The following is a 1,817-nucleotide window of genomic DNA, read 5'->3' as shown; positions in this document are numbered from 1 at the left end:
CCAACGTCATTCTTAGCACTCGCCTATGCCGAGTGCAAGGACGGCCAGGCGTTATGACAAGGCACGCAAGCCGTCGATGACGACGTCGGTCACCTGCTCGGCCAGCGCCGGGTTGTAGGCCTCCATCGCTTGGCATCCGACCAGGATTGCCTTCGCTTCGTGCACGCCGATGTCCTGACGCGCCGTACCCGCTTTCTGAGCGGCGCATAGCAGTTCGTCGAACAAGGCGAGGAATGCGTCCTCAGCGTCGGGTGCGGCCTGTTCGATGCCGATGCCGAACCCGGCCAGCGCCTCGGCCAGGCCGCGGTCCGTCGCGCCCCACTGCAACACCATCGAGCGCAGAAAGCTGAAGAGGGCTTCGCCGGGCCCCGCGGATTCCAGCAGGGCGTATCCGTCGTCGACGAGGCGCTGCAGTCGGTCTTGGATGACGGCTTGAAACAGCGCCTCCTTGGTCGGGAAGTGCCGGTAGACCGTGCCGGCTCCGACTTCGGCGCGCCGGGCGATCTCGTCGATCGGCACCGACAAGCCCTCGGCCGCAAAGGTTTCGTAGGCGACTTCCAGCACGCGCGCGCGGTTGCGTGCCGCGTCGGCGCGCAGTGGCCGTGCGGGTTGAGCCATCGCGGAATCACCTCGCCTTCAACCCATATTGCAAAACGGGGCGCGCGTTCCGTATATTTGGATCAAACGGAGCGGCCGCCCCGGTTAGCTTACAGCTTAGGAGCCTTGTCATGGCCAAGTGGACAACCGCAGACATCCCCGACCAGACCGGTCGTGTCGCCGTCATCACCGGAGCCAACACCGGCCTCGGCTACGAGACCGCCGCCGCCCTGGCCGAGCACGGCGCCCACGTCGTTCTCGCGGTGCGCAATCTGGACAAGGGCAAGGACGCAGCGACCCTGATCAGTCGGCGCAGCCCGAACGGCAGCGTGGCGCTGCAGGAGCTGGACCTGACATCGCTGGACTCCATCCGCGCCGCGGCGGACCAACTGCGGTCCGACCACGACGGCATCGACCTGCTGATCAATAACGCCGGCGTGATGTACACACCCAAGTCAACTACCAAGGATGGCTTCGAGCTGCAGTTCGGCACCAACCACCTGGGCCACTTCGCCTTTACCGGTCTGCTGCTGGATCGGCTGCTGCCGGTCGCGGGTTCACGGGTCGTGACCGTCAGCAGCGTCGGTCACCGCATCCGCGCCGACATTCACTTCGACGATCTCCAGTGGGAACGCAGCTACAACAGGGTCTCGGCCTACGGACAAGCCAAGCTGGCCAACCTGTTGTTCACCTACGAATTGCAACGACGGCTCGCTCCGCATGCAACGACGATCGCCGCGGCCGCGCACCCCGGCGGCTCGAACACCGAGTTGATGCGCCACCTGCCTGGATGGGCTGCGGCCGCCTACCCGTGATCGAACCGCTGTTGCAGGACGCCGCCATGGGCGCCCTGCCGACGCTTCGTGCTGCCAGCGACCCTCAGGTGCTCGGCGGCCAGTACTTCGGACCCGACGGCTTCGCGCAAACGCGGGGCTACCCAAAGGTGGTGGGATCCAGCCGCAAGTCTCACGACGTCGACCTGCAGCGCCGGCTGTGGGCGGTGTCCGAGGAGCTGACCGGGGTGGTTTATCCCGTCGGCTGAATCGGCTCAGGGCAGGTCGAGCAACTGCTCGTAGAATCCGCCGAAGCCGTGGGCGGAGTCGTTCAGATGGATCTCGAGAATCCAATGGCAGACAAGGCCATTGGGATCCCTGCGCCGCATCGGCTTGTTCGATCCCGGCGTGATGTACCACTCGACGCCAGTACCGACGATCTTCTTG

At 65.4% G+C, this 1,817-nt stretch carries 1 protein-coding gene and 2 pseudogenes; 1 reads left to right on the top strand and 2 read right to left on the bottom strand.

The genetic code is table 11. The features are described from left to right. Positions 1-51: 51 nt before the first annotated feature. Positions 52-618, bottom strand: coding sequence for a TetR/AcrR family transcriptional regulator (locus WAN71_RS16125; protein ID WP_422226293.1), 567 nt, complete (start codon positions 616-618; stop codon positions 52-54). A gap of 110 nt (positions 619-728) precedes the next feature. Between WAN71_RS16125 and WAN71_RS16120 the strand changes: the two are divergent. After that, a pseudogene (locus WAN71_RS16120) lies at positions 729-1,639 on the top strand (SDR family NAD(P)-dependent oxidoreductase). Positions 1,640-1,645: 6 nt separating this feature from the next. Here WAN71_RS16120 and WAN71_RS16115 read toward each other — a convergent pair. Beyond that, positions 1,646-1,817: pseudogene (locus WAN71_RS16115) on the bottom strand (aminopeptidase); the annotation flags it as partial.

Source organism: Mycobacterium sp., assembly GCF_049280035.1.
Classification (GTDB): Bacteria; Actinomycetota; Actinomycetes; order Mycobacteriales; family Mycobacteriaceae; genus Mycobacterium.
The sequence above is the reverse complement of the archived record's forward strand: the minus strand, read 5'-3'. Positions and strand labels throughout refer to the sequence as shown.